Raw genomic sequence first — 25319 nt, 5'->3', positions numbered from 1 at the left:
CAGCATGTCCGTGAAGCACGACGTCATCGACGTTCGGGTCAGCAAGCGAATTCTGTGGTTCGGCAGCGAGGCCTACCCACTGCCCAACATCACGCGCACCAATACCCTCAAATGGGAACCGAACCGCCCGGTGGCCATCCGGAGGTTCGTCATCTCGACGTTGGCGTGGCTGTTCGCGGCCAGCATCGTGGCGACGGCGACGCCGGGAGGCTTGTCGGCAATCGTGTTCGTCGGCGTAGTTGCCTGGCGCGTCTACAGGTTGGTGAAGCTGATCGAGTTCCTGAACCTCACCCTGTACGAACTCGTCATCGAGACGGCGGCCGGTTCGAACCGAGGGCTCGTCAGCGCTGATGGCCAGGTCGTGACCGACCTGTCCTTCCGGATCACGGACGCGATCAACAATCCGCACGCGGAATTCCAGCAGCAGGTCAATATCGTCCAAAACGGCGGCGAGATGTTCCACGTGTCCGGATCGAACAACGTCGGCAAGGCCTACAAGTGAGCCAGAACTTCCAGTTCGGCGGCGAGATCTACAATGTGTCCGGATCGCACAACGTCGGCAAGATGAACAACGCCCAGGCCTCGCCGGAACCGGCCCAGCACACGACCGTCCCGCCGGGATCGAACGTGGTGTGGCCCGAGCCGCTGGTCTTCGTCAACTACCGGAGCGCGGACGAGAAGCCCGCGGCCGACGTCGAGGCGGAGCTCAACCACCGCCTCGGCCGTGGCGCGGTGTTCCGCGACGTCCACATGCCGCTGGGCGTCGCGTTCCCCAGCGAGCTCGCCGATCGCGCGGCCCGGTGCGCGGTGATGGTGTCGATCATCGGCGAGCGGTGGGACGACGGCACCGGCCTGCGCCTGTTGCACAGCCCTTCCGACTGGGTCCGCCGCGAGCTCGCCACGGCACTGGCGGGCGGCGTCCACGTGGTGCCCATCCTTGTCGGCGCCCGCCCTCACCTGTCCCCGGCCGACCTGCCCGAGGAGGTCCGGGCGCTCGCGTACATCCAAGGCCCGCACCTGCCACGCGACTACACGGCGCCGGACCTGCGGCGCGTGGTGGACCGCCTCCTTAAGACGCTGCCACCGCTGGCCACGGCCATGTACCGCGCCACTCGCTGACCTGGGGCTACGGCTCAGGAGACAACAGGTCACTTCTGTGACAAAACGTGCCGGGTGCCGCGCTGTCGCGGCACCCGGGGTTAGCCTCCGCGTACGAGGACATGAAGAGGGAGTCACCATGTCCGGTACGCGTGAGCACATCGATGTCCGAATCAGTGGGGGCGTTCTCCGGGTGGGTCCCCTCGGGTTTCCGCTGCGCACCATCACGCGCGCGACGACGACCGAAGTCGCGCCGGACCGGCTGGCGGTCGTGCGGCGCTACGCGATCACCGTCGTGCTGGGGCTGATCCCGGCGGCCGCCGTGTCGGCCGTGTCGCCGGAGTTCGTCTCCGCGCTGGTGACCAGCGCCGCGCTGACGTGGTTCACGGCCAGGACCATCCGGCTGGTCAGGTCCATGAAGCAGACGCGGTACGAACTCGTCATCGAGACCGCGACCGGCGCCCACCGCGTCCTGAACAGCGACGACCCGCACGCGGTGGCCGCCATCGCGTTCCGGGTGGTGGACGCGATCACCCGCCGCACCACGAACGGGCCGCGCCACGACGACCCGCCGAACCGCATCAACCGGGCGTGACCGGCGCCACCGCGGCGGCGAACTGCGTCCGGTACAGCTCCTCGTACCGCCCGGACGCACCCATCAACGACTCGTGGTTCCCCCGCTCCACCACGCGCCCACCCTCGACCACCAGGATGAGGTCGGCGGCCCGCACGGTGGACAACCGATGCGCGATGACCAGTGCCGTCCGCCCGGACAACGCCTCCGCCAGTGCCTCCTGAACGGCCGCCTCCGACGTGGAGTCCAGATGAGCCGTGGCCTCGTCGAGAATCACGAGCCGTGGCCGGGCCAGCAGCAGCCGGGCGATCGTCAGCCGCTGCCTCTCCCCGCCGGAGAGCCGGTACCCGCGCTCCCCCACGATCGTGTCGAGCCCGTCCGGCAGTGACGCCACCAACTCGTCGAGCCGAGCCCGCGACAGCACCTCCCACAGGTCCGCCTCCGAAGCCCCCGGCGCCGCGAACAACAGGTTCGACCGCACCGACTCGTGGAACAGGTGCCCGTCCTGGGTCACCATGCCCATCGACTCGCGCAGCGCCGCGAACGACAGGTCCCGGACGTCCACACCGGACAGTCGCACGGCGCCGGAGTCGACGTCGTAGAGCCGGGGCACCAGCGACGCTATCGTCGACTTCCCCGCACCCGACGACCCCACCAGCGCCACCAACTGCCCCGGTTCGGCCCGGAACGACACGTCGTGCAGCACCTCGACCCCGCCACGCGTGTCGAGCTTCGCGACCTCCTCCAGCGACGCCAGCGACACCGAGGACGCCGACGGGTACGCGAACGAGACCTTGTCGAACTCCACCGACACCGGCCCCGGCGGCACGGTCACCGCGTCCGGCTTCTCGTCGATCAGCGGCTTGAGGTCCAGTACCTCGAACACCCGCTCGAACGACACCAGCGCGCTCATCACCTCGACCCGCGCGCTCGCGAGCGAGGTCAGCGGCGCGTACAACCTGGTCAGCAGGAACGCCAGCGACACGACCGCACCCGGCTCGAGCGTCCCGGCGAACGCGTACGCCCCGCCCACCCCGTACACGAGCGCCAGCGCGAGTGCCGAGGAGAGCGTCAGCGCGGTCACGAACACCGTCTGCACCATCGCCGTCCGCACTCCGATGTCGCGCACCCGGCGCACCCGCTCGGCGAACTCCGCCGACTCGTCCTCTGGCCGTCCGAACAGCTTCACCAGCGTCGCGCCCGGCGCGGAGAACCGCTCGGTCATCTGCGTGCTCATCACCGAGTTGTGGTTGGCGGCCTCCCGTTCCAGCCGGGCGAGCCGCGCCCCCATCCGCCGCGCGGGCACCACGAACACGGGTAACAGCACGAGCGCCATGAGCGTGATCTGCCACGACACCCCGATCATCACCGCAAGCGTCAGCGCCAGCATCACCACGTTCGACAACACCCCGGAAAGCGTGTTGCTGAACGCGTTCTGCGCACTGATCACGTCGTTGTTCAGTCGCGACACCAGCGCACCCGTGCGGGTGCGCATGAAGAACGCGACCGGCATCCGCTGCACGTGGTCGAACACGGCCGTGCGCAGGTCGAGGATCAGCCCCTCACCGATCCGCGCGGACTGCCACCGGGAGACCAGCCCCAGCACCGCCTCCGCGACGGCGATCACCGCGATCAGCACCGCCAGGATCACGACGAACCGCAGCGAGGATCGGGCGACGATCGCGTCGACCACCCATCCGGCGAGCACCGGGGTCGCCACCGCAAGCACCGCTGTCACGACGCTGAGAAGCAGGAACCACGACAGCAACCGGCGGTGTGGCCGGGCGAACCGGCCGATCCGGCGCAGCGTCGCCACCGAGAACGGACGACGGTCGTCCGTCGCGTTCATCGTGTTGTACAGCGACATCCACGCTGTCGTCTCCATGTCCATGACAACACCCTCGCACGCGGCACCGACAATTCCGGCGCTGACGCTAATGGCTCGACCATGGTCGAGGTCAAGAAGGACGCGGCACGCCGATCGGGTTGCCCTCCGGCAGCACCCCGGCCTCCCACACCGCGACCGCGGCAGGCGACAGCACCTCGGCGATGTCGTCGACCGGCAACGCGGCCAGCCCGTCCTGCCACGCGGCGGCGTCCGTCAGCTCCTCCACCGACTCCAGGACGTCGGCGCCGGTCATCGTCAGCCCGTCCGAGTCGAGCAGTTCACGCTCCACCAACGACTCCCTGGCCGCCGCCCACTGCTCGGGCGACCAGCCACGGACCTGCCGCAGCGCCTCGGGCACGAGCTCCTTCGCCGCCGTCTGCAGGTGCAGCGCGTCCAGCCCGGACAGGCCCGCGGTGACCAGTGCCGCCACGTGTCCGTCGCCGCGGTGCTCCCGCACGGTCGTCGCGAGCTGCCACAGCGCGGCGACCGGGTCCCTCGGCAACGGCAGTGCCGCGTTCGCCGCGCCGAGTGGTCGGCCGGTCGGCTCGAGAACCAGCGGCGACAGCAACGAGACCGCGGCCGCGCACACCTCGTCGGACACCCCGACCGCACGCAGCGACTCCGCCGACACCGCCGCCCGCGTCGCGAGACACGTCTCCGCCGACGCACGCGACCACGCCGACGGCAGCGAACGCCCCACCATTCCCGGCTCGAACCCACCGAACACGCCAACGACAGCCGCCGCGCTCACCGCCCCCAGCGGGGCGGCGCGGAACGCGAAGTAGGTGTCCCAGAACCCACGCAGGCCGATCGCCTTGCCCGAAGCCCGGACGTCGGTGCCGAAGTACACGACCGCGTGCAGCGGTTCGACAACGGTCCACAGCCTGCGCGCGGGATGCATACCGGCATTCTGCACCCGGAGGCCCAGCTTCCCGCTGGCGGCGTTGCCGGTCCACCCAAGTACAACCCGCAGTTCCGGTTCGGGACACTAGGATCACGGCACTCCGTCTCGTGGTCAGGAGCGCAATGAGCAGCCCGGGCTTCTTCTCGTCGTTCGAGAACACCGACCCGCCCCTGACCTGGATCGACGCCGTCGACCTCGACCGGAACGGCGCGCCATGCGCCGAAGGGGCCACGATGAGCACCCGGGAGGGCGCCGGCCCGGCCAAGCCGGCCACCGCGAAACCCGGTGTCGGGTTCACCGGCCTGCGCGCGCTGCGCTACCAGGGCGGTCACAGCGCACGCGGCCCGGCACGCGTCACCAACAAGCTGTTCCTGCTCGACCTGCCGATCGGCGCGGACACCGTCCTGTCCTACGTGATCTTCCCCGAGCTCGGCGGCGAGGACCTGCGCTTCGCCAGCACCTACGTCGCGCTCGACCTCGCGTTCTCCGACGGCACCCGCCTCAGCGAGCTCGGTGCCGCCGACCAGCTCGGGTTCCCGCTCACCGCACAGGGTCAGGGCGAGTCCCGTGCGCTCACGCCGAACCAGTGGAACCACCGGGCGATCCGGCTCGGCACGGTCGCGGATGGCAAGATCGCGGTACGGGCACTGCTCACCTACCAGAACCCGAACGGACCCGCCGACTTCGCGGGCTGGCTCGACGACATCACCGTCGCCGGCCGGCCCGCACCCGCGACCCGGCCGCGACCCGTCGACTACGTGCTCACCACCCGGGGTACCGACTCCACCAAGGCGTACTCACGCGGCAACACCATCCCGGCCACGTCGGTGCCGCACGGCTTCACGTTCTGGACCCCGGTCACCGACGCGGGCGCGAAGGACTGGCTCTACAGCTACCACCGGCACAACAACGACCGGAACCTGCCCGCGATCGAGGCGATCTCCGCGAGCCACCTGCCGAGCCCGTGGATGGGCGACCGCCAGACCTTCCAGGTGCTGCCCTCCCCCGCACCGGGACGGCCGAGCACCCGGCGGCGCAAGCGCGCGCTGACCTTCCGGCACGGCAACGAGAGCGCCCGCCCGCACCACTACAGCGTGCGGTTCACGAACGGCATCACCGCGGAGGTCGCGCCGGCCGACCACGCCGCGCTGATGCGGTTCACCTTCCCCGGCGAGGACGCGAACCTGGTCTTCGACAACATCACCCGCCACGGCAGGCTCACGATCGACCCGGTGGCGGGCACGGTCACCGGGTACTCGGATGTCCGGAGCGGACTGTCCGAGGGCGCGGGCAGGCTGTTCGTGTACGCCACGTTCGACCGCACGATCTCCGCGACCGGCAGGCTGTGGCGCGGGTTGTCCCGCCGCGTCAGCGGTTACGTGCGGTTCGAGCCGGACATCACCGGACCGACCGCCGTCACCATGCGGATCGCGACGTCGCTGATCAGCGTCGCGCAGGCCAAGAAGAACCTGTGGCTGGAGATCGCGGACTCGGACACGTTCGAGGACGTGCGTGACCGCGCCGCCGACCAGTGGGACGCGCTGCTGTCCCGCGTCGAGGTCGACGGCGCGACCGAGGACCAGCTGATCACGTTGTACTCCAACCTGTACCGGCTCTTCCTCTACCCCAACCGAGGCCACGAGAACACCGGCACCGACGAGGTGCCATCGATCGCCTACGCGAGCCCGGTCGCGCCGGACGCCCGCAAGGACACGCCGACGCACACCGGGAAGACCGTCCAGGCAGGGAAGATCTACGTCAACAACGGTTTCTGGGACACCTACCGCACGGTGTGGCCCGCATACGTGCTCCTCACCCCGAACCACGCCGGCGAGCTGATCGACGGCTTCGTGCAGCAGTACCGCGACGGCGGCTGGATCGCCCGCTGGTCCTCCCCCGGGTACGCCGACCTGATGACCGGCACCAGTTCCGACGTCGCCTTCGCCGACGCCTACCTCAAGGGCGTGCGGAACTTCGACATCGCGGCCACCTACGAGGCCGCACTGCGCAACGCGACGGTCGCCCCTGAGCGGGCCGGGGTGGGCCGCAAGGGCATCGAGCGGTCGATCTTCCTTGGCTACACCCCCGCCACGACCGAGTTCGGTCTGTCGTGGACGCTCGAGGGCTGCGTCAACGACTTCGCCATCGCCGGGCTCGCGCACGCGTTCGGCGACACCGAGAACCACGAGTACTTCCTCGACCGCGCGCAGGGTTACGTGCACTCGTTCGACCCCAGCACCGGTTTCTTCCAGGGCCGCAAGGACAGCGGCCGCCTTCGCCACTCGCCGAACCAGTACGACCCGCGCGCGTGGGGCGGGGACTACGTCGAGACCAACGGGTGGAACACCGCGTTCAGCGTGCCGCACGACGGCGCCGGGCTCGCGAGCCTCGTCGGTGGCCGCGCGGCGCTCGCCGCGAAGCTCGACGAGTTCTTCGCCACGCAGGAGACCGGCCGCGCACGGGGTGCGTACTGGCGGACCATCCACGAGATGGCCGAGGCCCGGGACGTCCGGATGGGACAGTACGGCCACAGCAACCAGCCCTCGCACCACATCCCGTACATGTACACCTACGCGGGTACCGCCTGGCAGACACAGGCGAAGGTCCGTGAGGTCCTGTCCCGGCTGTACGCGGGCAGCGAGATCGGGCAGGGCTACTGCGGCGACGAGGACAACGGCGAGATGTCCGCGTGGTGGCTGTTCAGTGCGCTCGGCTTCTACCCGCTGCGGGTCGGCAGCCCGGCGTACGTGATCGGCTCGCCGCTGTTCACGCGTGCCGTGGTGCGGATGGACAACGGCAAGGAGATCGTCGTCAACGCGCCTGGCAACAGCCGGGAGAACGTGTACGTGCAGAGCCTGTCCATCAACGGCACGCCGTGGGACAAGGTGTACGTGCCGCACTCGGTGCTCGCCGAAGGCGCCGTACTGGACTTCCGCATGGGTCCGCGACCGTCCACGTGGGGCTGCGGGCCGGACGCGCTGCCGCCCTCGCTCACACCGGCCGACGCGGTGCCGAGGACCATGCACGACATCACCTGCACGGTCGACGGCGCCGGCGAGGGCAGCGACGGCATCGACGTGGGGCCGCTCTTCGACGACAACAGCCGAACGCAGGTCACGTTCCGCACGTCCACGCCGTGGCTGGCCTACCGGCTGCCGGGTGATGGCGAGATGGTCCGCTACTACACGCTGACCTCGGGCAAAGGCGGCGACGACCCGCGCTCGTGGACGCTGCGTGGTTCCGACGACGGCGCGCACTGGACCGTGCTGGACGAGCGGTCGGGCGAGGAGTTCCGCTGGCGCCGCCAGACCCGCCCGTTCTCGGTGGCGAACCCCGGCACCTACCGGCAGTACCGGATGGACTTCACGGAGGGCTCCGGCGCGCCGACCGTGACACTCGCCCAGGTGGAACTGCTCGCACGATGAAGGGCGCGCCCCCGGCGAGAACCGGGAACGCGCCCTTCGACCGCGAACCGTCAGGCGCGACCCTTGCGGGACGCCTCGAACTGCTTGGCCGGGCCCCCGAGCGACATCACCAGCGTGATGATCGGCATGACCGCCAGCAGGATCGCCACGAGTCCACCCTGGAAGGCCGCCAGCCAGATGACGCACAGCACGATCTGCAGGGCGGCCGCGATGACCAGGATCTGCCCCGCTGTGCCGCTCAACGCCTTGACGCCACCCCAGATCAGCAGGCCCGCGCCGATGAGGCCGACGATGGACAGGATCCAGAGGCCGGCAAGCGCGCCCTCGTTGACGTCGATGCCACCGATCGACTCGTCATCCATGGCACCGGCGAGCGCGCCGAGGCCGATCATCAGGATGACCGAGCAGATCAGCGTGAGGCCTGCCTGGACGAACGACAGCACCGCGGCCGTGGTCACGGTGCCCGGGCGGGTGACCGGCCCGCTGCTGTACTCGGGCGGCGCGGCCGGCATCGAACCGTAGCCCTGGTTGAAGTCGCCGGGCTGCTGCCCGTACGGCTGTGACATTTCAACTACCCCTCTCGGTCGCGGACCCTAGTGTCCGCGACGTGACTGCAAAAACTGTGTCGTGCTGGCGCCCAGCGACAGGACGAGGCTGATCGTCGGCATGATGGCGAAGAAGATAGCGATGCCGACGATCACGCCCTTACCGGCATCGACCACGTCGATGCCCTCTGAGTCGATCGCGGCCACCCGGATAATCCAGAACAGACAGATGGCCAGTTCGAGGCCGGCGCCGATGATCATCAGCGTGCGGCCCTTGCCACCCATGATCTGCACGCCGCCCGCGATCAGGAGCGCGGCGCCGGCGATCTGCACGAGCACGATGACCCAGCTGATTGCCGCGTCGGCCGCGGCACCGGACGCGTCGCTGCTGGCGAGGCCCGTGAGCATGAGGATCGTCGGGATCAGCGTGATACCGGCCTGGACGTAACCGAGGACGGCGGCCGCGGTGACCGTGCCGGGGCGCGGGATCGGGCCGCTGCTGTATTCCGCGGGCGCGGCGGGCATGCTGCCGTACGACTGGGGCGCCGCGGGCTGGCCATAGGGCGGGCTCTGCGGGTAGCCCTGCGCGGGCTGGCCGTAAGGCGGGCTCTGCGGGTAGCCCTGGGCAGGCTGGCCATAGGGCGGGCTCTGCGGGTAGCCCTGGGCGGGTTGTCCCTGGCCAGGCGTCTGGGGGTACCCCTGCGGACCGCCCTGTGGGTACCCACCCTGGGGGTTCCCGCCCGACGGATCAGGCTGCTGGCCGTATGGCTGTGTCATCGCCACTCCTATGGTGCCGCCGCAGCGGAGACTTCGAGTGCACAGATACTGGCACAATCGCTGCCGGTCACCCTGCGGTTTCACTCATATCGTGACGGCTTTTCACTGCCCGCGCATTCGGAGGGCCGTCGCGGTCAGGAAACGCGGCCGGGATCCCCACCCGGCACCGCGTCACCCGGACGAGGACCGTCCGGTTCGGCCGGTTGCGGTGCGGCCGGCACGATGCTCGCGAGCTCCCCGCCGTTGTCGTTCATCCGGAGCACGAACGGCCTGGTGTCGGTGTACTGCACCACGGAGACCGAGGCCGGGTTGACGACGATCCGCTGGAACGTGTCGAGGTGCTGGCCGAGCGCGTCGGCGAGGATCGACTTGAGCACGTCACCGTGACTGCACAGCAGCCACACCGCCGCGTTCCCGTGTGCGGCCGTTATGCGCGCGTCGTGCTCCCGCACCGCCGCCACGGCCCTGGTCTGCACCGAGGCAAGGCCTTCCCCGCCGGGGAACACGGCCGCGGACGGGTGCTGCTGCACCACCGTCCACAGTTTCTCCTTGCCGAGCTCCTTCAGCTCCCGGTTCGTCCAGTCCCCGTAATCCACTTCGGACAGTCCGGGTTCGGTGACCGGCGTGAGCCCGCGCGCGGCCGCCAGCGGCGCGACCGTCTGCTCGCACCGCAGCAGCGGCGAGCAGACGATCTCCGCGATCGGCACGGCGTCGAGTCGCGCGACGAGCGCGTCGGCCTGCTTGCGTCCGGTGTCGTCCAGTTCGACCCCTGGTGAACGGCCGGCGAGGATGCCGGAGCCGTTCGCGGTCGAGCGAGCATGCCTGAGGAGTACGACGGTGGCCACGGCGCCAGACTATCCGGGACGTGACCGCGCGCGGTTCGCCCGATCACCGGGTCCGGTCAGGGGGCGGGCCCGGCGTCGGGGGCCAGCACCCCGAAGCCGACGAGGATGAACAGGAGAATGCCCAGCGCGATCCGGTACACCACGAACGGCAGGTAGCTGTGCGTGGAGATGTACTTCATCAGCCACGCGATCACCGCGTACCCGACCAGGAACGCCACCACGGTGCCGATGATCGTCGGCCCCCACGCCGGCGCGCCGGCCCCGCCGATGTCGGTCAGCTTGTAGAGCCCCGATGAGAACACCGCGGGCACCGCGAGCAGGAACGCGTACTCCGTGGCCTGCGGGCGGCGGTAGCCGAGCAGCCGGCCCATGGTCACCGTGCCACCGGAGCGCGACACGCCGGGGACCAGCGCGAGTGCCTGCGCGAACCCGTATGCGATGCCGTGCGAGACGGTCAGGTGGTCGAGGGAGTACCGCTTCTTGCCGATGTGGTCCGCGATCCCGAGCAGGACGCCGAACACGATCAGCGTGGTCGCGATGAGGCGGAGATCACGGAAGGCGTGCTCGATGGACTCCTGGAACAGCAGGCCGAGCACGGCGATCGGGATCGTGCCGACGATCACGAGCCACGCCATGCGCGAGTCCGGGTCGTCGCGCCAGGTTCTCGGCCTGCGCAGCGACCGGAACCACGCGGCGAAGATCCGGCCGATCTTCTTGCGGAAGTAGATGATGACCGCGGTCTCGGTCCCGATCTGGGACACGGCGGTGAACGCCGCGCCCGGGTCGTCCCAGCCCGCGAACGCCGCGCTGATCCGCAGATGCGCGCTCGACGAGATGGGAAGGAATTCGGTGAGTCCCTGGATGAGACCGAGAACGATGGCTTCGAGCCAGCTCAACTACCTACTCCTGCGAGATCCAGAGCTTCCACCGCGACGCGCAGGGTCGCGATGCTTTGCTCAAGATCTTGCAGTACCGGGGAAACGGTCAGAGTGGTGACCCCCGATTCGGCGAGGGCCTGCATCTTCTCCGCGATCCGCTCCTTGGAGCCAAGGAGCGCGGTCGAGTCGAGGAAGCCGAGCGGCACCTTCGCGGCGGCGCCCGCGTAGTCCTTGGCCAGGTACAGGTTCTGCACCTCGGCGGCCTCGCCCTCGTAGCCCATGCGGCACGCGAGGTTGTTGTAGAAGTTCTGCTCCCGGCTGCCCATGCCGCCCACGTACAGCGCGGCGTAGGGCCGGATCTGGTCGGCCGCGGCCTTCCAGTCGTCGCCGACCACCATCGGCGCGGTGGGCACGACGTCGAAGCCCTCGAGCGTCTTGCCCGCCTTCTCCCGGCCCTTCCTGATCAGCTCGATCGACTCCGGGCCGTACTCGGGCGAGTAGAAGATCGCGAGCCAGCCGTCGGCGATCTCGCCGGTCAGCTCGAGGTTCTTCGGGCCGATCGAGGCCAGGTAGATCGGGATCTCGGCGCGGTGCGGGGCGACGATGAGCTTCAGCGGCTTGCCTGGGCCGTCGGGCAGCGGCAGCGTGAAGTGCTTGCCGTCGATGGAGACCCGCTCGCGGCGCAGCGCCTGCTTGACGATCGAGACGTACTCGCGGGTACGGCCGAGCGGCTTGTCGAACTTCACGCCGTACCAGCCCTCCGACACCTGCGGGCCGGACACGCCGAGCCCGAGCCGGAAGCGGCCACCCGACAGGGTGTCGAGCGTCGCCGCGGTCATGGCGGCCATCGTGGGCTGGCGGGCGGGGATCTGGAGGATCGCGGAGCCGACGTCGATCCGTTCGGTCTGCGCCGCCACCCACGAGAGGACCGTCGGGGCGTCGGAGCCGTACGCCTCCGCGACCCAGGCGACGGAAAAGCCCAGCCTGTCCGCCTCCTGCGCGAGTTTCAGATTGTTCGCGTCGTTGCCGGCACCCCAGTAGCCCATGTTCAGTCCGAGTCGCATGAGCGGACCTTACCGTCAATTGGCGGTCGGCCAATTGTGATGTCGGTGAGTCTGCCAGCGACGACAAAGGCCTGCCCGTACTCTTCGCCCGGTGGAGCAACGACACCTCGGGCACAGCGGGCTGCGGGTGTCCAGGATCGGCCTGGGCACCATGACCTGGGGCCAGGACACGGACGCTGACGAGGCCGCGAGCCAGCTCGTGGCCTACGCCGACCTTGGCGGGACGCTGGTCGACACCGCCGACGTCTACTCCGACGGCGAGAGCGAGCGGATCCTGGGTGGCTTACTCGACGACCTCGTACCGCGTGAGGACCTGGTCATCGCGACCAAGTCGGTCGCGCGGCGGGGGGACGGCCCGTTCGGCGGCGGCGCGTCGCGAGGCGCGCTCCTGTGGGCACTCGACGCGTCGCTGCGCAGGCTCGGCGTGGACCACATCGACCTGTGGCAGCTCCACGCGTGGGACACCGCGGTGCCGCTCGACGAGACGCTCTCAGCGCTCGACGCGGCCGTGACCAGCGGCAAGGTCCGGTACGCGGGCGTGTCGAACTACAGCGGCTGGCAGCTCGCCACCTCGGCGTCGCGGCAGCGCGGCAAGCCGGCCGGGATCGTGAGCACCCAGATGGAGTACTCGCTGCTGGAGCGCGGCATCGAGCGCGAGGTCGCGCCCGCGGCGGGTCACCACGGGATCGGGCTGCTCGCGTGGGCGCCGCTCGGCCGAGGTGTGCTGACCGGCAAGTACCGCGCGGCGACGCCCGCCGACTCACGCGGCGCGTCGGCGCACTTCGCCCCGTACGTCGACCACCACCGCAACGAGCGGGCGGCGCGGATCGTGCAGGCCGTGGTGACCGCGGCGGACGGGCTCGCGACCTCTCCCCTGTCGGTGGCGCTGGCCTGGGTGCGCGACCGGCCGGGCGTGTGCTCGGCGATCGTCGGTGCCCGGGACACCGGGCAGCTGCTCGGCTCGCTGGTGTCCGAGGAGCTGACGCTGCCCTCGGCGATCCGGGCCGCGCTCGACGACGTGAGCGACATCGAGCTCGGCTATCCCGAGCACCACCTGACCTGACGCTCTGTCATCGGACCGGCGCGCGATTCACCCGGGGTTCGTGCGGCGCCACCGGCGGGCCGACCGACACGCCACCCGCACAGGGGGTTAGCGTCCAGTGCGTTCTTAGGGGATGCTGGACAGATGTCCCGTCGGTGCGACACGGGTGCGCCGGCGAGACCGGGGTCGTGCCGGAGGTCGATGTTGCGTCGCAAGGTTGCCGTGCTGCTGGTGGTATGTGCGGCGGTTGGCTCGGGTTGCTCCGCCGGGCAACCCGGCGACGAGTTGATGGTGACCGACAACCCGGTGGCGGCGGCCGCGGCCGTGTCGCCACCCGAAGGCGCCACACCCGCCGGCGCGGTCACCGCGCTGGCCGACGACGTCACCGCCATGGCGTTCGAGCCGCGGTCCGGCACGCTCGCGGTCGCGAGTGAGGACGCTGTCCGGCTCTACCCGCTCGCCGACACCCTCGGTGACCCCAGGACGGTCGACGTGGCCGCCGAGTCGCTCACGGTCGGCGACGGCGCGTTCCTCGCCGCCGGTGCGCACAAGGTCGTGCGCGTCGCGACGGACGGCGGCACCGGCCCGGCGGTCTCGTTCCGCGGCGAGCCGGTCAGCACCGCGGAGTTCGACGGGCGCACGCTCGTCGCGATGCGGGACGAGCGCGCGGTCGCCATCGTCAAGGACGACAAGGTCCAGCGGATGATCAGCGGCGACATGATGAGCGCAGACCAGGTGCTGTCGACCGGCAGGGGCGCGGTCGTGCTGGACCGGCTCCGCAACGCCGTGTTCGAGCTCGACGTGCCCGGCGGGTCCATCGCGCAGGGCCTGCGCGCGGGGCAGGGTGCGACGAACGCGGTCACCGACCGGTTCGGCCGGGTGCTCGTCACCGACACCCGGGGCGGCGCGCTGCTCGCGTTCTCCCTCGACCCGCTGCTGATGCGGCAGAACTACCCGGTGGCCGGCGCGCCGTACGCCATCGCCTACGACTCGGAACGTGACCTCGCATGGGTCACGCTGACCGAGACGAACGAGGTCGTCGGCTACGACGTGGCCGGTGAGGAACCGAAGGAGAAGTTCCGGTTCCCCACGGTGTCCCAGCCCAACACCGTGGCGGTGGACCCCCGAACCGGACGCGTGATGGTCGCGTCCGGGACAGGAGATGGGATACAGGTGATTGCGACATGAGCACAGAGGTGGTCGACGGGGACTGGGAGTACCGGCCGCTGCGCCTGCCGCCAGGACTCTCGCGCCGTGCAGCGGCCACACAACTGTCCATCCACGCCGAGTTCGCCGGGTGGGAGCTGTCCAACGTGCGGCTCTACTCGGACGGGAGCAGGCGGGTGCTGTTGAAGCGGAAGCGCGCCCGCGGCCTCCTTCCGGGTCTGAGCACCTGACTAGCGGGCCCCCGGATCACCCGCCGTTCTGCGGCGGGAGGTTCTCGACGCCCTCCCACACCGCGCGAGCGCCCGCGTCGCCGACGCGGTAGACGTGGATGCCGGTGCCTGCCGCGAGCCCCACGGTCAGCACCGCAAGCCCGATCATGACCAGCGCCGGGGCCTTGTTCTTCTGCTCGTCGACGTGCCCGGTGCCGTCCGAGCCGACCGCCGCCTTCCGTGCCGCCATCGTGTGCACCACCATCAGCGCACCGACCGCGACCGTCAGCCCCAGCGCCCACCAGATCATCAGGTCGGCCAGCGCCTCGTGGGTCTGGACCTGAGGGCTGGTGCCGACCCGGTTGGCCAGGTTCTCGCCACTGCTCGTCGCGACCGGCACGAGGACGGTGCCGACGGCCGCCGCCGCGAACGCGAGCCAGCCGAACCGCCTGCGTGCCGCCGGCCACAGTGCCGTGAGCAGGGCGCCCAGCGGAGCGATCACGAGCAGCACCACCACGAAGTGCACGACCAGCGGGTGGAGCGGCAGACCGCCTACGAATTCGGGCACGATGCCTCCGTTGTGTTTTCGGCCGAGTCGTCTCGGCTGGTTACGCGCCGCTACGCGAAATGGTTCACCGGGTGAGTGCCTCCCGCACCTGCGCCACGATCCGGGGCACTACCTCGCCGACCGCCTCGAGCGGCAGCATGTGCCCGGCCCCCGGCACCATCACCGAGTGCCCCAGCAGTGCGTCGGCGAGCCGCCCCGCGTGCCCGACAGGCACGAGCCGGTCCTTCTCCCCCACCATCGCGATCAGCGGAAGCCCGGCGACCACTTCGAGTGCGACGTCCAGCGCGCCCTGGTCGAGGCCGGGCCGGAAGGTCGCGACGGTGTCGGGCCAGTGCTGGGACATCATCTCGGCGACCAGGCGGACGTCGTCCTCGGCGGGGTCGTCCCCCAGCAGCAGCCACCGCAACCCGATGGTGGTGGCCTTGTCGATGCGCCGGTGCACCTCGTCGACGAGCCGGGGTCCGAGGATGGCGTGCAGGTCCTGGAAGAGCTTGCCCAGCGGCGGGGGCAGGGCCTCGGCGACCCAGCCCACGCTCGTGGAGAGCAGGACCAGTGCCCCGAGCCGGTGCTCGGCGAGCAGCCGGTGCCGCGCGGCCATCACCATGGCGACGTGCCCGCCCATCCCGTGCCCGACGACCACGACGGGCCCGTGCGGAATGGCCCGCTCGATCACCTCCGCGAGGTCGTCGGCGAGCTGATCGAGCGTCGCGGTCGAGCGGTCCGCAGGCGAGGACTCACCGTGCCCTCGGTGGTCGTAGGCCACGACGGCCGAGGACATCGCGTCCGGCAACACGGTCAGGACCTTGTGCCAGACCCGCCGATCCTGGGCGTAGCTGTGGAGGAGCAGGACGGTGGCGGGTGCATCGGGGTCGCCCGCGCGGACGAGCGCCAGGTGAGCGCCGTCCACGAGGTCGAACCGCTCGGCGGTGGTCAACAGTTCTGGAGGAACCGATCGAGCACCCGGGTCCCGAACCGCACGGCGTCCACGGGCACCCGCTCGTCCACCCCGTGGAACAGTGCGGTGAAGTCCAGGTCGGGAGGCAGCTGCAGGGGCGCGAACCCGAAGCAGCGGATACCCAGGGTGTGGATCGCCTTGGCGTCGGTCCCGCCGGACAGGACGTAGGGAATCGTCCGAGCCCCGGCGTCCTCGGCCCGCACCGCGGCAGTCATGGCCGCGACGAGGTCCCCGTCGAAGGTGGTCTCGACGGCAGGCAGCCGGCTGACCCACTCCCGCTCGACGTCGGGCCCGAGGATCTCGTCGACCTCCCGCAGGAACGCTTCCTCCCGCCCAGGCAGCACCCGGCAGTCCACGACGGCCTCGGCCACCGAGGGGATGACGTTGGCCTTGTACCCGGCGGAGAGCATCGTCGGATTCGCGGTGTCACGCAGAGTAGCCCCCACCACCCGGGAGAAGGGCCCCAGCTTGGCCACGGCACCAGCAAGGTTGTCCTCGTCGAAAGCGACACCCGTCAGGGAGGAGACGGAGTCGAAGAACGCCCGCACAGAGTCGGTGATGACCAGCGGGAACTCGTGCGCACCCAACCGAGCCACCGCGGCGGCAAGCTTGGTGACGGCGTTGTCGTCGTGCAGCATCGACCCATGCCCGGCCCGCCCCCGGACACGAAGCCGCATCCAGGCAATCCCCTTCTCGGCGATCTCGATCGTGTAAGCGCGAACATCCTCGCCGAGCGTGACCGAGAACCCCCCAACCTCACCCACGGCCTCGGTAACCCCCTCGAACAGATCAGGCCGATGCTCCACAAGCCACTGCGATCCGTAGTGCCCACCGGCCTCCTCATCAGCCAGGAAGGCGAAGACAAGATCCCGGGGAGGGACAACCCCGTCCCGCTTGAACCGCCGCGCGACGGACAGGGTCATCGCGACCATGTCCTTCATGTCGACAGCGCCGCGCCCCCAGATGTACCCGTCCTGAATGGCCCCCGAGAAGGGATGAACGGACCACTCGGTCGGGTCCGCGGGCACGACGTCCAGATGCCCGTGGATCAGCAAGGCACCCCGCGTTGGGTCCGCCCCAGGAAGCCGAGCAAAGACGTTCCCCCGCCCAGGAGCCCCGGACTCCACGTAGACGGTCTCGTAGCCCACCTCCTCGAGCTTCGCCCGCACGTACTCGGCAGCGGCACGCTCCCCGACGGTCGTGTCCAGCTCCCCGGTGTTACTCGTGTCGATCCGGATGAGCTCGGACGTCAGCTCGACAGCCTCGTCCTGGGCCAAGTTCATCTGCTCAGTCACGTGGGACTTCCTACCATTCCCAGACCCCCCGAAGCCCGCCGAAGGGCGTCCGCTAGGCTATGCGCACCACAGAGTCCGAGTGGCGGAATGGCAGACGCGCTAGCTTGAGGTGCTAGTGCCCTTAGCGGGCGTGGGGGTTCAAGTCCCCCCTCGGACACCGATTTGCGGGTAATCTCCCGGACAAAATCAGCACTCCTCCTGGCCAGTCCTGGCCCTCTTCGCTGTGCCGTGGCCGTCCTCCCATTCTGGGGTGGTCGGCGTGACTGAGCGCAAGATCGCCCCGCTGGTTCCTCCCGCCCTCGCCCGCGGTTCTGGGAGTCGGCTTCTGGCGGGCCGTGGTGCCCAGCTTCCCGTCGGCGAGCTGCTGGCGCGGCCCCGGGCCGGATCGCTCGTCTACGGCATGGGCCACCTCGACGCGGACGGGCGACTGTCCAACCGGTCCACCATCGACACCTTGGGCTGGGCGGCGGGTGACTGCCTGAACATCGCGCTGGTCAGCGGGTCGGTAGTGGTCCACCGCGACCCGACCGGTGCGTTCACGATGGGCACCAAGCCCTACCTGGTGCTGCCCGCCGCGCTCCGCCGCCGCAACGGGCTGGGCGCCCGTGACCTCGTGCTCGTGGCCGCGGACCCGAACCACGACGTCCTGGTCGTGCACCCACTCACGGCGCTGGACACGATGATCACCAGCTACCACGCCTCCCTCACCACCGTGGGCAGCAGCGAGAGCCCCGCTGCGGTGGGAGGTGCGCGGTGACGACACAGTTCACACCGTCCACCGGCAGCGAAGCGCAGGCAAGCGGGGCGGCGGACCGGGAGCTGGTCGCGGCCGCGCGAGTGCTGCTGCAGCGGATGAACGTCGACCCGGTCGACCTGATGACCGACCCGGTTGACCGGCCGGCGGTACCCACGTTCGACGCCTACATCCCGCAGGTCGAGGACGCCGTCACACCCAGCACCGCCAAGACCTACGGCTCGTACTGGAACCGGATCCGCGCGAAATGGGGCTCCCGCACACTGTTGGAACCGACGCCGACGGAGATCAAGCAGTTCGCCGAGGAGATCAAGGCCAACGCCATCCAGCGCCGCAACTCACGCGGTGGCCGTGGTACCGCCGAAAACTTCATCGCTGCCCTGCGCTGCATCTACCGACACGCCGAAGACGACGAGCTGATCAAACCCGACGAGAACCCCGCCCGCAGGACCGCGAAGCCCCGGCGGCAAGGTTCGGTCCGGCACGCCCTGTCCGCGAACCAGATGAGTGAGATCAACTTCTACGCCAGCGCCACTGGCGACGACCCGGAACTGGACACGCTGCTGCTCCGGTTGCACACCGAGTCGGCGTGCCGCACCGGGGGCGCTCTGTCCCTGCGCCTCCGGGACCTCAACGAGGACCAGTGCCTGATCTACCTCCGGGAAAAGGACGGCACAGCACGGTGGCAGCCGGTCTCCCGGTCGCTGATGACCGCTCTGCTCGACCACGCCCGGGAGCGGGGCGCGGCCGGTGACCCGGGTGGTCAGTTGCTGCGGTACCGGAACGGCAACCGGATCACCCATCGGCGTTACGACCACTTGTGGGTTCGCCTCGGCCGCTACCTGCCCTGGATCACCACCCTGAACGTGTCCGCTCACTGGATCCGGCACACCACCCTCACCTGGGTCGAGCGCAACTTCGGGTTCGCCATCGCCCACGCCTACGCAGGCCACTTCGACGAAGGAGACACCAAGAACGCCACCATGACCTATGTGAAGGCCGCAGTGCACGACGTCGCCACCGCCCTGTCCGCCCTCACCGGCGAACCACACCCGCTCGCCGCCTGAACCGCTGGTACTGGTACCGGTCCCCCGGTGGGGTCGGTACCAGTACCAGCACCAGGTGACTACGGCCGTGTCGGTACGAATCAGCCGGTCAAAGTGGCCATAAACTCGGACCCGCGTGCACAGACCAACCGCTGCCTCCCCGAAGGGATGCAGCACGACACGGGAAGATGGTCGGGTTGAACCAGTCTCTGTCCGCTCAACTACTGCGCTCGGCCGTCGACATCGATTGCCCTGAGTGTGAGTACCCGATCTGGGTGCAGTGGTCGGAGATCGTCGCTCAAACCACCATCCTGTGCCCCTGCTGCCGGTTGCGTATCCGGCTCGTTGACGGGGATGGCGGTGTCCAGAAACTCGGTGCTGATCTTGAACGACAGCTTGACCAGGCGATGAAGGGCTTGTCGTGGTGAGGTACCAACAGGATCTTCAGGTGAAGTTGCGCCAACGATTCCGGAAGCTGATGACCGCCTCGTACAGTTCGGCCTCGTACGAGGTCCGCCAAGTTGCCGAGTGGATCGAGGGACAGGCAGCCCTCCGGGCCATCCTCGCCAGCGCGGCCTCGATGGAACCGGACCTCGACGCCGACGCCTTCCACAACAGCTTCAGCCACAGGCGCGGTCACCTCACCTGGCCCAGCAGGACCGAGGATGGTCGAGCCACGCTGGTCTGGGCCCTGATGAAACGCCATGCCGCCGCCGACACGTCCGGTAACGGCGAAGAACTCTCCATGCACTATGCCTACGGGGTCGGCTTCGGTCAGGGCGGCCCGACCGTCATGTGGCAGATGTTCGCCGAACAGGTGATCCAGCCGCTGATCGACTACCTCGACGAGCGTGTCGGCGACCAGAGCAGCGTGCTGTTTGTCATGGAGCGTTACGTCCACATCGTCGAATGGTTCGACCGCGATCGGCTCCACGCCGCCTTCGAGGCGGACACGCCGAACGGTGAGGAGGTCTACAACCTCAACCTCCAGCGGTTCCTGTTCCAGGACGGCGGCTACGTCACCCATGCTAAAACCAGGTCGGCCTCCGGCGAGGCCGACCTCGTCGGTGAAATCGACACCGACGATCCGCTGATCTGCGAGGGTAAACTGTTCGACAACCGCGGGAAGTCCTATCTCGCTCGCGGCGTCCATCAGGTGGTCAAGTACGCCCACGATTACAACCAGAACGTCGCTTACCTCGTCGTGTTCAACATGACCGACAAACTCCTCCAGTTCCCCACCGACGGCCCGGACGGGGCTTGGCCGCCCTACGTCCAACTGGCGGGTGTCCGCGTCTACTTCCTCGGTGTCCGAGCCTTCCCCGGTCCCACCGCCAGCAAAGCTGGAAAAGCTACAGCAGTCACCATCACCCGCGACGACCTCACCAACCCCGACCTGGCCGGCGCCGAGGTCGTCGCGGGGTGGTCCGACCGGTGACCGGCGGGGGTGTCGTAGTCCAGGTCCCAGTCCACTATGGAGTAGATACCACCACAATCGGGCCATGCACACTGAGCAGCGCACGAGGATCTGGGTTGGCGGCCAGGCCAAAGACAGACCCGACTTGGCGGTGATCTCGCAGTGGCTTCTCCGGCGGTTCCCGGAGCGAACAAACCGGGAAAGATGAGGTCCGTGCGTATCCCGTGGAACGAGTTGAGCGAGTCACCCGCCAAAGCAGAGCAGCTGTTCGACCTGATCCTGCACAGCGTCTACGGCGATCGAGTGACCACCACCAACGGCGCCGGAGGCGACGGCGGAATTGATGCTTGGATAGAGGACCTAGGCCAGGCGGTCGAGTTCAAGAGCTTCACCAAGCTTGGCAAGAGCCAGCGAGCTCAGGTGGTCCACGCGCTCCAGCGCGCCGCGGCGAAGAACCCGCGCTCGTGGGTGCTGGTCGCGCCTGTGCACGCCACGCCGCGTGATCGGCAATGGTTCGCCAGCCTCTCCAACCGATACCCCTTCCCGATGGCCTTCCACGACGTGCGCTGGCTGGAGAGCAAACTCAGTGCGCGTCCAGACATCGCCCGCTACGTACTCACCACACCCCACCAGGAGGCCTTCGAACTGCTCAGGGACATGGACAAGGAGCAGGCCGCGCTGCTGGGCGGCGCGCCCGACCTGCTGGCTCGGTTGCAGGTGCTGCGTGGCCGTGTCGACGAGCTGTCGCCGATCTGGGGCATGAACTTCGTCTCCCACGGCGACCGGCACGGCCTCTCCGTGTTCCCGAAACCGAGTAGCCCACCCCAGCGTGTCGTCGTCCACCTCGACATCAACGACGAGGACCCCGCCAGCGCGCACACGCACGCCGCAATCACCGACGCCATCGCTTACGGCGCCGGCGCGGTCGTCGAACCCGGCTACATCACTCACGTGGACAACGACGCGCTAGTTGCCCTGAACCTGCCGTGGGAGCAGGTGGGGATGGTACTGCCCGGCCAGCGCGTCACCGACGGGTTCCCCCGCCCCGCCCTGCTGCGCCCCCGCGACACAGACGGCCGCCTCGGGCGCCCCCTGCACCTGACACTGCACCACGCCACCGTCGGCGGCCGCGGGATGGACGTCCACGGCACCGACTCCACCGGCATGCTGCGGATCAGACTCCGCGTCGACCGCCCCGACACCAAAGACGACACCGACGCCGAGCACGGCGGTTACGTCGCCATGCTGCTCCAGTACGGAGCCCGCGATCACGACCACGCCGCGTCCGTCGACCCCGAGGCCCTACTGCGCACCCTGCAGGTCCTCGACGCTCTCGACCGCACTACCGGCATGGCGATGACCCTGCAGGGCAGCTCCGAACTGATCGAACTGGACCTCCCCGACCGGCAACCCACCGGCCACTTCACTCCACTCGTCGCGACCCTGCGCGACGTCGTACAGCTACGCGACGAGTTCGGCGTGGTCATCACTCTGCCGATCACCTGGACACCGCGCGACCACCGCAATGTCGCCACCCTGGCCGGCCTGCTGCGCGGCGAGGAAGTCCCGATGCCCCTGGACACCGTGGTCTGCCACCAGATCAGCTCAGCCGAGGAGGCACGCACCTACCTCGAGTTCCTCGAAACCGCGCACGGTGCCCGACTGGACTTCCAGATGCTCGGACTGACCCTGCCCATCGCTGGTGTGCCGATCCCCGTCGACCCGCTCTACGTCGCGTTCACCCGCGCTCGAATCACCAACAGCGACGAGGTCACCTCGGCCCTCGCCGAGGGTGAGCAGCTGGTGCCCATCGACCTCGGCCCCGAACCCGGATCCATAGTGCTGGGGCGGATGACGTCCTTCCCCGCCCCGTGCACGGACGAAGGCACCACCGACTGATCGACGCGCCATGGCGTTCTGCGCGCAGAACACAGCATCGCTTGCGCGGGCCGACGGGGGCGGAGACCAGCACGGTCAGCCGACCGGGACTGTCTGTCCCGTCAGGTTCACTCGTTGGGGTGATGTATCCCTGGCCGACGCCGGGCCTGGCAGGTGCGCCGGTAACCTCGAAGTCTTTGCGGAAGGGGTACCACGTGACGTTGGACTGGACTCGGATCGGCTCGTCCTCATCCCAGTTGCTGGTACAGCCGCGTGACATCTTCGCGGCACTGCCGAACAAGCCCTGGTCGTACCTCCGGGCCGAGCAGAACGAGGCCCTGGAAGGCTGGTACGCCCGCAAGGACGACCGCGACGTGGTGATCAAGCAGAACACCGGCGGCGGAAAGACCGTGGTGGGCTTGTTGATCGCGCAGAGCACCATCAACTCCCGAGTGGGGAAGGCGGTCTACCTCGCGCCGGACACCTACCTGGCCGCGCGAGTTCGCGAGGAGGCCGCCAAGCTGGGACTGCCGATCGCGGAACGGCATGACGACCCCCGGTTCCTGGCCGAACAGGCCATTCTCGTCACGACGTTCGAGAAGCTGATCAACGGCCAGTCGCTGTTCGGTGTCGTGGGTGGCCGCCACATCCCGATCGACCTCGGCGTCGTGGTCGTCGACGACGCGCACGCGGCGCTGGCCAGGACCGAAGGACAGTTCCGCCTCACCATCCCCGCCGGCCACGACGCGTTCATGCCGCTGTTCGACCTGTTCGCCGACGACCTGGTCGAACAGAACCGCAAGGCGTGCCTGGACATCACCGAGGGTGATGCCAGCGCCGTCGTGCGGGTGCCGTTCTGGGCGTGGGCGGACAAGCAGCCCGCGGTCTGGGAGCTCCTGCACCCCTACGCGGTCGCGCGTGACGACGCATTCAAGTTCCCGTGGCCGTTGATCGCTGACTGCCTGGCCTTATGCACCGTCACGGTCAGTAGCCGGGGTATCGAGATCCAGCCGCCGTGCCCGACGATTGAGAAGATCCCGTCGTTCGTCACAGCGCGCCGGCGGGTCTATCTAACCGCGACGCTGTCCGACGACAGCGTGCTGGTCACCAACCTGAAGGCGGATCCAAAGAACCTTCAAACCGTCGTCACACCCGGTAGCGCAGCCGACCTCGGTGACCGCCTGGTGCTCGCGCCGGTGCAGCTCAACCCGACCCTCGACGACGACGCGGTACGGCAGCTGGCCAAGCAGTTCTCCCTCGGCGACCGCGACGGCGACGGCGTCGCGGACTCGCGGCAGGTCAACGTGGTGGTGCTCGTGCCCAGCACGTCCCAGGCCAACGTGTGGCGTCCGCTGGCCGATCGCGTCCACTACGTTGACGACCTCGAACGCGGTGTCGCCGAGCTGCGAGCCGGCCACGTCGGCCTGGTAGTGCTGGTCAACAAGTACGACGGCATCGATCTGCCCGGCAAGGCCTGTGAGTTGCTGGTTATTGACGGCATTCCGCGTCCGATGGCGGCCGCTGATCGGCGCGAGGCCGCCGCACTGGTCGATAGCCCTACCCGCCGCGCCCGTGACGTGCAGCGTATCGAGCAGGGCATGGGCCGCGGTGTCCGCGACGTCAGCGACCACTGCGCAGTACTGCTGCTGGGTGCCGGTCTGGGTATGGCGGTGCACGATCGAGTCTGGTTGGATCTGTTCTCCCCGGCCACCCGCGCGCAGCTCGAACTCAGCCGTGACGTCGCCATGCAGCTCTACGGCCAGGGCCTCGACAGTATCCGCAGCGCCCTGACGATCTGCCTGGACCGCAACCCAGAGTGGGTGCAGCGCAGCAAGCTTGCCCTGGCCCCGGTCCGCTACAACAACGTCGGCGCCGTCCGCCCGGAAGCGGTCGCCGCGCGCACGGCGTTCGACCTGGCCGCGACCGGACAGACAAGCCAAGCCGTAGACATCCTCCAGCAGGCGATCAACGGGATCACCGACACCCCGCTGCGCGGTTGGGTCCGGGAGCAGAAGGCCGGCTACCTGCACTTCACCGACCCCGCGACGGCCCAACAGCAGCTCGGCGCCGCGATCCGGGACAACCCGATGGTGCTGCGCCCTGCCGTCGGCGTCGACGTCCGCCGCACCCGCCCGGCCGCTGTGCAAGCCAGCGCAGCTGCGGACTACCTGGGCGCAACCTACGACGACAGCACCGCCCTGGTCCTCGGGATGCGTACCGTGCTCGACGAGATCGTGTGGGACGAGGAACGGACCGACCAGGCCGAAGCCGCCTGGGAGAAGCTGGGGCTGCACCTGGGGTTCGCCAGCACACGCCCGGAACGGCTCTACGGCACCGGACCGGACAACCTGTGGGCGCTGAACGCCGGCAGGAACGCCGTGATCGAGCTGAAGACCGGCGTAGACCTGACCTGTACAGGCATCGCGAAAAAGGACGCCGACCAGTTGCGCGGCGGAGTCCAGTGGAACACCGACAACAACCCCGGCACGTCCGGGGTCCCGATCATGGTTCACCCGATCGACGTGTACGACTCGCGGGCGATCCCGGTACCGGACATGCGGGTCATCACCCCAACCAAGCTCGAGGAGCTCAAAACAGCGGTGACCGCGTTCGCTACAGCGCTGTATCAGGGGCGGGACCTGTGGCGCGAGGAACAGGCAGTCGCACAGCAGCTGGAGTTCCACCGTCTGACCGGCGAACGCCTTGTGGCCGCGTACTCGGTCGTAGTCCGCCGAGCACGCTGACCACCCCCGGTTGCCTTCAAGGCAATCCAATGTCATAACCAGATCCCCGTACTCGTGGTCTCCGGCGGGTCTGTGTCGGGGTGACAAGGAGCAGGATGAGTTACGGCGAACCGCAGACCGCCACCAAGTACTTGCTCTTCCGGCTCTGCCGAGGGCGCTGTTACAAACCAGGGTGCACGAAACCAGTCATTCTACTGGTCGACGGGCAAGCGCAGACGGCAGCCAAGATCGCTCACATCTACGGCC

22 protein-coding genes and 1 tRNA gene are annotated in these 25319 nt (G+C 69.0%); 13 read left to right on the top strand and 10 right to left on the bottom strand.

Annotated elements, in window-relative coordinates; translation table 11 throughout:
- The first annotated feature begins 4 nt into the window (after window positions 1-4).
- From WBA97_RS31315 to WBA97_RS31305, 3 genes are all read left to right on the top strand, one after another.
- Window positions 5-502 carry a DUF6232 family protein gene (locus WBA97_RS31315; RefSeq protein WP_424234568.1) on the top strand — a complete coding sequence of 166 codons (498 nt, stop codon included), beginning with the start codon at window positions 5-7 and terminating at the stop codon, window positions 500-502.
- On the top strand, window positions 499-1119 hold the full coding sequence (locus WBA97_RS31310; protein ID WP_424234567.1) for a toll/interleukin-1 receptor domain-containing protein: 621 nt from the start codon (window positions 499-501) through the stop codon (window positions 1117-1119). Before WBA97_RS31315 ends, WBA97_RS31310 begins: the two co-directional genes overlap by 4 nt.
- A 118-nt stretch (window positions 1120-1237) precedes the next feature.
- Window positions 1238-1693: a DUF6232 family protein gene (locus WBA97_RS31305; RefSeq protein WP_424234566.1), complete on the top strand. Its 456-nt coding sequence runs from the start codon at window positions 1238-1240 to the stop codon at window positions 1691-1693.
- On the opposite strand, the gene WBA97_RS31300 is transcribed toward WBA97_RS31305, so the two are convergent.
- Window positions 1680-3539, bottom strand: a complete 1860-nt coding sequence (locus tag WBA97_RS31300) for an ABC transporter ATP-binding protein (protein ID WP_424234622.1) — start codon at window positions 3537-3539, stop codon at window positions 1680-1682. The two genes, WBA97_RS31305 and WBA97_RS31300, sit on opposite strands and share 14 nt — an antisense overlap.
- A 91-nt stretch (window positions 3540-3630) precedes the next feature.
- A complete protein-coding gene (locus WBA97_RS31295) occupies window positions 3631-4461 on the bottom strand; it encodes an SCO6745 family protein (RefSeq protein WP_424234565.1) in 831 nt (276 codons plus the stop codon).
- Between the two features lie 125 nt (window positions 4462-4586).
- Between WBA97_RS31295 and WBA97_RS31290 the strand changes: the two genes are divergently transcribed.
- A complete protein-coding gene (locus WBA97_RS31290) occupies window positions 4587-7889 on the top strand; it encodes a GH92 family glycosyl hydrolase (protein WP_424234564.1) in 3303 nt (1100 codons plus the stop codon).
- A gap of 50 nt (window positions 7890-7939) precedes the next feature.
- Here the strand turns inward: WBA97_RS31290 and WBA97_RS31285 are convergent, their stop codons facing one another.
- The 5 genes from WBA97_RS31285 to WBA97_RS31265 all read right to left on the bottom strand — a co-directional run bounded on the left by WBA97_RS31285 (window position 7940) and on the right by WBA97_RS31265 (window position 11998).
- Window positions 7940-8455, bottom strand: coding sequence for a hypothetical protein (locus WBA97_RS31285; protein ID WP_424234563.1), 516 nt, complete (start codon window positions 8453-8455; stop codon window positions 7940-7942).
- 27 nt (window positions 8456-8482) lie between these two features.
- On the bottom strand, window positions 8483-9211 hold the full coding sequence (locus tag WBA97_RS31280; RefSeq protein WP_424234562.1) for a hypothetical protein: 729 nt from the start codon (window positions 9209-9211) through the stop codon (window positions 8483-8485).
- Window positions 9212-9345: 134 nt separating this feature from the next.
- Entirely contained in the window at window positions 9346-10056 is a 711-nt protein-coding gene (locus tag WBA97_RS31275) for a histidine phosphatase family protein (protein WP_424234561.1), read from the bottom strand.
- 56 nt (window positions 10057-10112) lie between these two features.
- Entirely contained in the window at window positions 10113-10952 is an 840-nt protein-coding gene (locus WBA97_RS31270) for an undecaprenyl-diphosphate phosphatase (protein WP_424234560.1), read from the bottom strand.
- Window positions 10949-11998 carry an LLM class F420-dependent oxidoreductase gene (locus WBA97_RS31265; RefSeq protein WP_424234559.1) on the bottom strand — a complete coding sequence of 350 codons (1050 nt, stop codon included), beginning with the start codon at window positions 11996-11998 and terminating at the stop codon, window positions 10949-10951. Before WBA97_RS31265 ends, WBA97_RS31270 begins: the two co-directional genes overlap by 4 nt.
- Window positions 11999-12089: 91 nt before the next feature.
- Between WBA97_RS31265 and WBA97_RS31260 the strand changes: the two genes are divergently transcribed.
- The 3 genes from WBA97_RS31260 (at window position 12090) to WBA97_RS31250 (ending at window position 14437) form a co-directional block, all read left to right on the top strand.
- Window positions 12090-13061, top strand: coding sequence for an aldo/keto reductase (locus WBA97_RS31260; protein ID WP_424234558.1), 972 nt, complete (start codon window positions 12090-12092; stop codon window positions 13059-13061).
- A 180-nt stretch (window positions 13062-13241) separates the two neighbouring features.
- On the top strand, window positions 13242-14228 hold the full coding sequence (locus tag WBA97_RS31255) for a hypothetical protein (RefSeq protein ID WP_424234557.1): 987 nt from the start codon (window positions 13242-13244) through the stop codon (window positions 14226-14228).
- The gene (locus WBA97_RS31250; protein ID WP_184814748.1) at window positions 14225-14437 is read left to right on the top strand and encodes a DUF5703 family protein; all 213 of its coding nucleotides are present in this window, start codon (window positions 14225-14227) and stop codon (window positions 14435-14437) included. The genes WBA97_RS31255 and WBA97_RS31250 overlap by 4 nt, the downstream gene beginning before the upstream one ends.
- Window positions 14438-14453: 16 nt before the next feature.
- On the opposite strand, the gene WBA97_RS31245 is transcribed toward WBA97_RS31250, so the two are convergent.
- The 3 genes from WBA97_RS31245 to WBA97_RS31235 all read right to left on the bottom strand — a co-directional run bounded on the left by WBA97_RS31245 (window position 14454) and on the right by WBA97_RS31235 (window position 17222).
- Window positions 14454-14984: a DUF2231 domain-containing protein gene (locus tag WBA97_RS31245; RefSeq protein WP_424234556.1), complete on the bottom strand. Its 531-nt coding sequence runs from the start codon at window positions 14982-14984 to the stop codon at window positions 14454-14456.
- Window positions 14985-15048: 64 nt separating this feature from the next.
- Entirely contained in the window at window positions 15049-15918 is an 870-nt protein-coding gene (locus WBA97_RS31240; protein WP_424234555.1) for an alpha/beta fold hydrolase, read from the bottom strand.
- On the bottom strand, window positions 15915-17222 hold the full coding sequence (locus WBA97_RS31235; protein ID WP_424234621.1) for a M20/M25/M40 family metallo-hydrolase: 1308 nt from the start codon (window positions 17220-17222) through the stop codon (window positions 15915-15917). Before WBA97_RS31235 ends, WBA97_RS31240 begins: the two co-directional genes overlap by 4 nt.
- A gap of 85 nt (window positions 17223-17307) precedes the next feature.
- Between WBA97_RS31235 and WBA97_RS31230 the strand changes: the two genes are divergently transcribed.
- The 6 genes from WBA97_RS31230 (at window position 17308) to WBA97_RS31205 (ending at window position 25073) form a co-directional block, all read left to right on the top strand.
- Window positions 17308-17391 (top strand) — tRNA-Leu (locus tag WBA97_RS31230).
- A 102-nt stretch (window positions 17392-17493) separates the two neighbouring features.
- Window positions 17494-17991, top strand: a complete 498-nt coding sequence (locus WBA97_RS31225) for a hypothetical protein (protein ID WP_424234554.1) — start codon at window positions 17494-17496, stop codon at window positions 17989-17991.
- Window positions 17988-19055 (top strand): tyrosine-type recombinase/integrase, encoded by a 1068-nt coding sequence (locus WBA97_RS31220; RefSeq protein ID WP_424234553.1) that lies wholly within the window; start codon window positions 17988-17990, stop codon window positions 19053-19055. The genes WBA97_RS31225 and WBA97_RS31220 overlap by 4 nt, the downstream gene beginning before the upstream one ends.
- 427 nt (window positions 19056-19482) lie before the next feature.
- Window positions 19483-20472: a hypothetical protein gene (locus tag WBA97_RS31215; protein ID WP_424234552.1), complete on the top strand. Its 990-nt coding sequence runs from the start codon at window positions 19483-19485 to the stop codon at window positions 20470-20472.
- A gap of 183 nt (window positions 20473-20655) precedes the next feature.
- Entirely contained in the window at window positions 20656-22350 is a 1695-nt protein-coding gene (locus tag WBA97_RS31210) for a hypothetical protein (RefSeq protein ID WP_424234551.1), read from the top strand.
- A 194-nt stretch (window positions 22351-22544) separates the two neighbouring features.
- Window positions 22545-25073 (top strand): DEAD/DEAH box helicase, encoded by a 2529-nt coding sequence (locus WBA97_RS31205; RefSeq protein ID WP_424234550.1) that lies wholly within the window; start codon window positions 22545-22547, stop codon window positions 25071-25073.
- The last annotated feature ends 246 nt before the right edge of the window (window positions 25074-25319 follow it).

Source organism: Actinophytocola sp. (assembly GCF_049647105.1).
GTDB lineage: Bacteria > Actinomycetota > Actinomycetes > Mycobacteriales > Pseudonocardiaceae > Actinophytocola.
Note: the sequence above shows the minus strand (reverse complement) of the source record. Positions and strands in the feature narration are given on the sequence as shown.

Excerpts from the sequence above, each read along its gene's own strand:
- WBA97_RS31315 (WP_424234568.1), top strand. The coding sequence starts at position 5 with ATGTCCGTGAAGCACGACGTCATCGACGTTCGGGTCAGCAAGCGAATT.
- WBA97_RS31305 (WP_424234566.1), top strand. The coding sequence starts at position 1,238 with ATGTCCGGTACGCGTGAGCACATCGATGTCCGAATCAGTGGGGGCGTT.
- WBA97_RS31300 (WP_424234622.1), bottom strand. The coding sequence starts at position 3,539 with ATGTCGCTGTACAACACGATGAACGCGACGGACGACCGTCGTCCGTTC.
- WBA97_RS31295 (WP_424234565.1), bottom strand. The coding sequence starts at position 4,461 with ATGCATCCCGCGCGCAGGCTGTGGACCGTTGTCGAACCGCTGCACGCG.
- WBA97_RS31290 (WP_424234564.1), top strand. The coding sequence starts at position 4,587 with ATGAGCAGCCCGGGCTTCTTCTCGTCGTTCGAGAACACCGACCCGCCC.
- WBA97_RS31285 (WP_424234563.1), bottom strand. The coding sequence starts at position 8,455 with ATGTCACAGCCGTACGGGCAGCAGCCCGGCGACTTCAACCAGGGCTAC.
- WBA97_RS31280 (WP_424234562.1), bottom strand. The coding sequence starts at position 9,211 with ATGACACAGCCATACGGCCAGCAGCCTGATCCGTCGGGCGGGAACCCC.
- WBA97_RS31265 (WP_424234559.1), bottom strand. The coding sequence starts at position 11,998 with ATGCGACTCGGACTGAACATGGGCTACTGGGGTGCCGGCAACGACGCG.
- WBA97_RS31255 (WP_424234557.1), top strand. The coding sequence starts at position 13,242 with ATGTTGCGTCGCAAGGTTGCCGTGCTGCTGGTGGTATGTGCGGCGGTT.
- WBA97_RS31250 (WP_184814748.1), top strand. The coding sequence starts at position 14,225 with ATGAGCACAGAGGTGGTCGACGGGGACTGGGAGTACCGGCCGCTGCGC.
- WBA97_RS31235 (WP_424234621.1), bottom strand. The coding sequence starts at position 17,222 with ATGAACTTGGCCCAGGACGAGGCTGTCGAGCTGACGTCCGAGCTCATC.
- WBA97_RS31210 (WP_424234551.1), top strand. The coding sequence starts at position 20,656 with ATGAGGTCCGTGCGTATCCCGTGGAACGAGTTGAGCGAGTCACCCGCC.